Below are 7,324 nucleotides of genomic sequence, written 5' to 3' on the forward strand. Positions count from 1 at the left end.
GCATTTATAATTTTTATGCCCTTTTTCATTGCATATTCAATATCTACATTATCCAAACCTACTCCAAACCTAGCTAAATATTTTAATCTATTTGAGCTATCTATTATTTCTTTGTCTATTTTCAACCTGCTTCTGAATACAAGTATATCATAATTATTTAAAACCTTAATAATTTCTTCCCGAGAAATACCAGGATTATAATTTACTTTAACACCGTTATTCCTTAACAAAAAAACTAACCTATCTGGAACGCTATCAACCACGAGTGCGTCGACAATTACGAACACCTCTCTTTGTTCTCACTTATTGTTTAAGTATATAAACTTTTCCCACTAAAAATTAATATTCTAACTTTCAAAAATATTCTATTTGATTAAAATAACTGCTCGTCAATAAAATCCTACAGCATTCTAGTTCCTTAATAGTAATATCAACAACTTTAAACTTCTCTCTATGTAAAGGGCTACTCAAAACTATGGTATGGTATTCCCCATTTTCTCCTAAAGGATCCGCATTATCTTTTTTTGCTAAATCAATAAACCAATCTATATTGCTTTTGTCAATAACCTTTCCAACGCTTTCTCTCAATTTTTTAGGTCTTGCTCCCAAAACTTTAAATAAATAATTTTCATTTATATCCTTCATAAGAATTTCTAGCGTATCTTGACCCCACAAAGGCTCTTTAAGCTTAGCCCCTGCCTCATTTACTAACTTTTCCATATATTTTAAATGATCCTCAACATAGACATCCCCTGCAACCAATGTATCAACATTAAGCTTTTTTAGCAGTTCTACAGTTTCATTAAATTCCTTCCCTTTATGAAGCCTTTTAACAATTATTGGGACTCCAATAGCTGAAGCTGAAGCAATTGTAGATTGCAAGTTAACTATGTGAGGGCTTGGTTCTGGAAATTCATAGATCAAAAATAAAAAAACATCAATCGGCCATTCCAATTGTGCTGCTCTAAGACCGTCTTTTCCGCCTGAAAACATAGATATCTTAACCATAATACACCCCCACATCTAAAAATAATATACTGCATTTAATCTATTACTTAATATTTATATATAGCTCTACTTTTTTATCTTTTAAATAATTTAATGCTATTTTATATATTTTTTCTAAGGGCGCCTTTCCATGATAAACATCTTCTTCGAATTCCATATTTAATCCCATTTTCAATCCAATTTTATAAGCTGGTGAATTTTCTGCATGAAAATAAGCTTCCATAATCTTAATACCTCTAATATATGAGCCTAAAATTAAAAATGCTGCTACTATAGTTCCTAAACCTCTTTTTCTATGTTGAGGGCTAACTATAAAAGCAAGCTCGGCACTTTCAATACTATATGAAAAATTTTCACCCAATGCAGCTATATTTTTTTCTTCATCCTCTCCTATTACTGCAAATCCGTACTTGTTTTTTTCTCCGAATATTTTTTCAACATGAGATGAAAAATCTCTATAAAAGCTTAGAAACCTAAAGTATATTGATTCATTGTCCATTGATTCATAGAATTCTATTATTTTTCTTTTATCTTCTTTGCTTGCATATCTAAAGGTATAATTAATACCTCCATCTTTGTATTTTCCGAGTATATTGTCCAAAATATATCCCAGAATATATATAAATTCTGTGATATTTATTTTTATTTCAAAAAGGTTTTAATTAAGCTGCTTGCGGTTGAATAACTTCTTGAGATATTTCACTGTGTATAATTTGAGTTGGGCAACTTTGAACAGCGGCATCTATGCAATCTTTCAAATCATCTGGTACAAATCCCTCTGATATATTATTAGCGTCTTTTCTCCACTTTGCAATTACATTTGACTTCCCATCTACATCTGACATCTCAAATACGTCTCCACAAAGACTTACACACACCATATCAGCTATGCAATTATCCCTAGGCTCAATCCATACTCTTAGGGTCATGTTATTCACCATTTAGTTTTTATAAATCATAAGCTTTTATTTAAATGCAAATATTTTTAAATAATCGAAAAATAAAAATATATACTCTATAAACTTTTATCTTAAACCCTAAAAATAAAAATATTAATACGCAACTTTTAAAGTGTCAAGCCTGTAACTTTTATGCTAAAAAATATAATAAAACCAATATACTCCTTGTAAAAGTACTAAAATTAAGTAGGGTGGGAGGGTGGGTATTAAACTATATAAAGACAATTGGATGTACAGCTTCATACCATACAACGTAGCCATGGGACCGTTATCAACATTAATTACATTGCAAATTTTAAAACTAGGAGGCAATGTAATAGATGTAGCTTATGCAATTTCATTAGCAAACTTAACTGGTATAATTGGTTCCCTAATATGGGGGTTTACTGCTGATTATTTCGATAGGAAAAAGCAGATACTGATAAGCTTTTTAACAGTAGGGATATCGTTACTTCTCATATCATACGTCAAATCTATTGAATCTATAGAATTAATATACTCATTGTTGGCTTTTTTAAGCTCAGCTAGCGCGACTCCTATATCTTTACTAATAATGAGCACTGTGAGAAAAGACTTATGGACACCTGCATATGCTAAGCTAAATTATTTGTCTTCGATCGGATATTTAATTGGCTTAATCAGTTCATCTATTTTAGCTTTTTATTTTAAAATCAATGAGATATTGCTAATAATGGGATTTCTAGTTCTCATATCATTCGGTTTATCATTATATTTTCTACCTAAACCTGAATTACATATAGAAAGAACTGCTTTGCTTCATAATTTGGAATCTTTCTTAATCAGATTGAAACAGATCCCAACAATTTTTATTCACTTGCCTTCCAAGCATTCATTTAAAATATTTTCTTTGTCTAGATTGAAATCACTACCATCAGCTTATGTCCCTTTACTATATATAGGTATGTTCCTATTTTATATAGCATCAGGTATATTTAACACAGAATATCCAGCAGGCCTTAAAACAGGTGGTCTTTCAAATAGCTTAGTATTAATGATATTTTCTATAGGAATGGTTTTCCAAATTATTTCTTATTATATTTCACCTAAAATCATTAATAGGTTTGGTAAGGCTAAAAGTTCTTGGATGTCTCTATTATTAAGAGGTTCTTCATACTTCATGATAGGGTTATTAACAGTATTAATAGCTAATAAAATTTCACTTATATTAACAGGAGTAATTTTCTATCCATTAGCTGCAGGTATAGCCTTTTCCATATTTTACACTTCAACTAGTATAATGATTTTTGAAATAGCCAGAAGCGGTAAAGAAGGCTCTACTTTAGGAGTCTATAGCACTTTAACAGGTATAGCTACCACATTTGGTTCATTCATATCTGGTTATATGGCTAGATACATGGGTTTTGGGCTAACATATATAGTTGCTGCTCTTATACTATTGACAAATGTATTTGTATTTAAGACCATTGAAAGGATACCAAGATGATCTTCATGTTAATTTATTAACAGAGGTTTTAACTAATAATTGGCGAAAGAATTGAAAGTAAATGAATTAGCGCCTAAAAGCGCTGTTGAGGAAATAAGTGTAAAGGTCATAAAAATATCGGAACCCAGGAATGTTTTCGGTAAAGATGGTATGTCGCATAAGGTTTCTGATGTATTGGTTGGAGACGAGAGCGGTACAATAATTATGACTCTATGGGATAACTCTGTAAATAAAGTAAAGGAAGGAGAAACAATAAAAATTCAAAACGCCTTTGTTTCAACATTTAAAGGAAGCATGAGATTATCATTAAATAAAAATAATGGTTCTATAACCGTATCTGAAAAAGAAATAGAAAATGTAAATACTAATAACAATATGTCAGATAGGGTAGTCGAAGAAGAAAGAAGAAGTTATGGAGGTTATGGTAGAAAACCTTCTTATAAAAAGAGATACTAAACAATAAAACTTTATATTTTTACTTTATTTTCTATATTATTAGTGATTAGATTGGAGGAAAAGTTAAATTCCCTTTTATCTATGGGAGCAGATTTTGCAGATATAAGATACATGAAAAGTAAAACGCTAGTTGCTAATAGCAGTGAAATAAGAAACATAATTTCTAATAATGGAATATCAGAAGGCTATGCGGTAAGAGCATTATATAAAGGAAATTTTGGTTATAAATTTACAACAAACTTAAATATTATTGATTTAAAAGACGTACTATCATTAGCCATAGGTAATGGAGAAACAAATGTTTATAGGCTTAAACCAAAAAAAGACAAAGTCATTATAAAAGAAAAGCATCCAAATAACAAAAAAGCTAAAGAAATCATTGAAGACTTATCAAAAATCAAAGAAGAAATACTTAATGCTGAGAAAAGGATTAAGTCAATTAATGTAAGGTATTCTGAAAATTCTGTTGAAAAATTTTATTTAAGCAGCGATGGTAGAGATATCGAAACAAAATATAATATATCATCATTATCAATTTCTGCAGTAGCTAGAGAAAACGACATAAATGTAAGCTCCCATATTTCTTTATCAACATATTTGGGGTACCCTTTGGAAGTTTTTGATATAAATGAATCTATAAACAAGCTGTTAAATAAGGTATCTATGCAGCTAAAAGGAAAACCGGCTAAAGCTGGAGAAGCAAAAGTTATTTTATCTCCAGAAGTGAGTGGAGTTTTCGCTCATGAAGCATTAGGCCATTTAGCTGAAGCAGATCTTGCTATATCAGGCATTTTAAGTAAGCTTAAAGGTAAAAAAATATCTAAAGATATTGTAAATGTTTCCGATTCCCCATATTTGGATTACCCTACTGCTATCGGAATAACACCATACGATGATGAAGGCGTCGAAGGTAGAGAAGTAAAGATAATAGAGAATGGTATAGTTAATGAGTTTATGAACAATAGAACATATGCTCTATATACAAATGAATTACCATCAGGCAATGGCAGGTCTGAAGATTTTAGAAGCACCGTATTAATTAGAATGAGAAACACCTATTTTAAACCAGGAAAATCTGACTTATATGAAATGATGGAAGATATAAAAGATGGATATCTGATGAATTCTGTTCTTGGAGGTCAAACAAGTCCCGATGGGACTTTTCAATTTGGTATAGAGGAAGGATATAAAATAGAAAACGGAGAAATTAAATATCCTTTAAGAAATGTTGGAATTGCAGGATATACTCTAGAAACTTTATCTCAAATTACAGATATTTCAAAGGATTTTGATGTCTGGCCAGGAATTTGTGGTAAAATGGGACAAAGTGTATATGTAGGTACTGGAGGTCCTTATGTAAAAGTTGAGAAAATCAAGGTAGGTGGTTCTAATGAATGAAAAAGATATAGATTATATAATAAAACGCGCCTTCAAAGATAATATAGAAGCGGAAATTTTACACGTAAAAATTAAAGTCTATGAAATATCTAAAGAAAAAATGGAACAACATGGTATGGTATACGAAGAAGACGGTTATGGCTTAAGAATTATAAAAAATAAAAAACTAGGCTTTTCTTATGGAAATAAGATATCAGATGATCTATATGATTTAGCTATAAGTTCTGTTGATGCCGGAAAAGAAGATGAAGCTAATGTTTTATCTTATGATTCAAAAAAAGTTAAAGTTGATGGGATATTTGATGAAAATACCTTAAATCCAATTGATAATTTGAAATACTACATAGAATCATTGAATTCAATCTCTGATAAGGTTAATTTTATTAACCAAAGGGCTGTTGCAGGATATACAACTATTGAAGTTAAGAACACTCTTGGTTTGGATTCACAATCAAAAACATCATTTATATGGATAGGAGGTGTTGCCAATTATCTCGGAGAAGAAGTAGGCCCAGAAATCTATGAAGGTGAATCTTCAAAATTCTTTAATAAGATTAACATAGAGAATATATTAAATAACTTAATTCTAAAAATAGACCTAACTAAAAAAAGAAGAAAATTTGAAAGAAATAATAAAAAGAATATAGATATTATATTTACGCAGAAAGCCATAAATGAGCTTATAGTTCCATTACTTACTTCTGGGATAAGTTTGGAAAATTATTATAGAAACAGAACGCCTTTTAAGTTGAATGATACATTTGAATCAAAAATTAGTATAACAGACGATCCATTAATACCTTATTTACCTTGGTCAAGAGAGATTGATGGAGAAGGGCTACCATCTTTAAAAGCTGAAATAATAAAAAATGGTGTTTTAATAAAGTATCTTTCTAATACTTATTGGTCAAAAAAGGCTAATATGGAAAATACGCATTCGGCTTTCCGATCCTTTAATTCATTACCTAGTATTTCAACTAGTAATTTAGTATTCGAAGGAAAATCTTTTAAAGATAATGATGCAATATATATAGACCAAGTTCAAGGAGTTCACACAAGTAATTTTGATACAGGAGATTTTAGCGTCTCAGCCAACGTCTCTTGGGATAAAAATGGAGGGTTTAGAGAAATTATAGTATCGGGAAATATAAAAGATTTATTGAATAAAATAATAGGCTTTAGTAATGATGTTATATCATACGATAAAGTATATTCTGGTAAAATGAAAGTATCGGGATTAAGCATTACATAAATTAATTAGCTCTTAAAGTGTAATATTAATTGGTGGAAATTTGATTGTAAAATTTTTTATAAATAAAGAGAAACTAAAGTTTAACGAAGCCCAAGCATTTACTGAAGAAATGATAAAAAATTTGTTTAGAGAAGTTGATTCTACATACATTTTTTTAACTTATTTGAAAGAGGCTGGAAATTCTATAGGACTATATTATAAATATAATAATAAGAGAGAAGTTTATAGAAGGTTAACAGGAGGGCCTGAAATAAACTTCTATGATGACTATGAGTATATAACTATTTTGACAAGCAGGATCGAAACGCTTAAGAAAATTCACGATAGAGCTAAAAATATAGCTAAATGTATATCTGGAAATGAGCCATATGGAGGAATCTCAATATCAAGAGATAAGAAACTCTTGTACGGTATAACAAAGATAGGAAATGTTGGATTAATTGAAATAATAACAAATAATAATACCGAAGACTTTAAATGGTGTATAAAACAATTATTAGAAAATGTTAGTGAAGAAAAAATAAATGTTAAGCCAACCCAAGAAATTGCTAATTCATATTTAAAAGATAGTTGGATTCTTTATGGAAATAAAACTTATAACATTTATTCTTCATCAAATAATAATGGATTTTTCATTAACTTAAATGCAAAAATTAAAGACGACTATATTGAGCATATATTGCTTACTGGAAATTTCTATGCATCCCCTCCAATGGAGCCCCTAAACGCAATTTTAGCCTTAGAAGGGACGCCTATTAATGAAGTTTATTTTTATGGAGTAAAAGC

8 protein-coding genes and 1 pseudogene are annotated in these 7,324 nt (G+C 29.8%); 5 read left to right on the plus strand and 4 right to left on the minus strand.

Going from position 1 to position 7,324, the window contains the following annotated elements; all coding sequences use genetic code 11:
• The 4 genes and pseudogenes from RXO53_RS07265 to RXO53_RS07280 all read right to left on the minus strand — a co-directional run.
• Nucleotides 1-263: pseudogene (locus RXO53_RS07265) on the minus strand (3-phosphoglycerate dehydrogenase); the annotation flags it as partial.
• A gap of 91 nt (nt 264-354) precedes the next feature.
• Nucleotides 355-1,008, minus strand: coding sequence for an ATPase (locus RXO53_RS07270; protein WP_410713565.1), 654 nt, complete (start codon nt 1,006-1,008; stop codon nt 355-357).
• Nucleotides 1,009-1,051: 43 nt separating this feature from the next.
• Nucleotides 1,052-1,609 carry a hypothetical protein gene (locus RXO53_RS07275; RefSeq protein WP_410713566.1) on the minus strand — a complete coding sequence of 186 codons (558 nt, stop codon included), beginning with the start codon at nt 1,607-1,609 and terminating at the stop codon, nt 1,052-1,054.
• 61 nt (nt 1,610-1,670) lie between these two features.
• Nucleotides 1,671-1,937 carry a ferredoxin gene (locus RXO53_RS07280; RefSeq protein WP_410713567.1) on the minus strand — a complete coding sequence of 89 codons (267 nt, stop codon included), beginning with the start codon at nt 1,935-1,937 and terminating at the stop codon, nt 1,671-1,673.
• Between the two features lie 229 nt (nt 1,938-2,166).
• On the opposite strand from RXO53_RS07280, the gene RXO53_RS07285 reads away from it, so the two are divergent.
• From RXO53_RS07285 to RXO53_RS07305, 5 genes are all read left to right on the plus strand, one after another.
• Entirely contained in the window at nt 2,167-3,432 is a 1,266-nt protein-coding gene (locus tag RXO53_RS07285) for an MFS transporter (RefSeq protein WP_410713568.1), read from the plus strand.
• Nucleotides 3,433-3,483: 51 nt separating this feature from the next.
• Nucleotides 3,484-3,888: a single-stranded DNA-binding protein gene (locus tag RXO53_RS07290; protein ID WP_410713569.1), complete on the plus strand. Its 405-nt coding sequence runs from the start codon at nt 3,484-3,486 to the stop codon at nt 3,886-3,888.
• 42 nt (nt 3,889-3,930) lie between these two features.
• A complete protein-coding gene (tldD, locus tag RXO53_RS07295) occupies nt 3,931-5,286 on the plus strand; it encodes a zinc metalloprotease TldD (RefSeq protein ID WP_410713570.1) in 1,356 nt (451 codons plus the stop codon).
• Complete coding sequence (locus RXO53_RS07300; RefSeq protein ID WP_410713571.1) at nt 5,279-6,538, plus strand: metallopeptidase TldD-related protein; 1,260 nt, start codon at nt 5,279-5,281, stop codon at nt 6,536-6,538. Before tldD ends, RXO53_RS07300 begins: the two co-directional genes overlap by 8 nt.
• Before the next feature lie 40 nt (nt 6,539-6,578).
• Nucleotides 6,579-7,324, plus strand: a 746-nt coding sequence (locus tag RXO53_RS07305; RefSeq protein ID WP_410713572.1) for a hypothetical protein, incomplete at its 3' end; no start/stop codon positions are given.

The organism is Caldisphaera sp. (assembly GCF_046536515.1).
In the GTDB taxonomy this organism is placed as follows: Archaea; Thermoproteota; Thermoprotei_A; order Sulfolobales; family Acidilobaceae; genus Caldisphaera.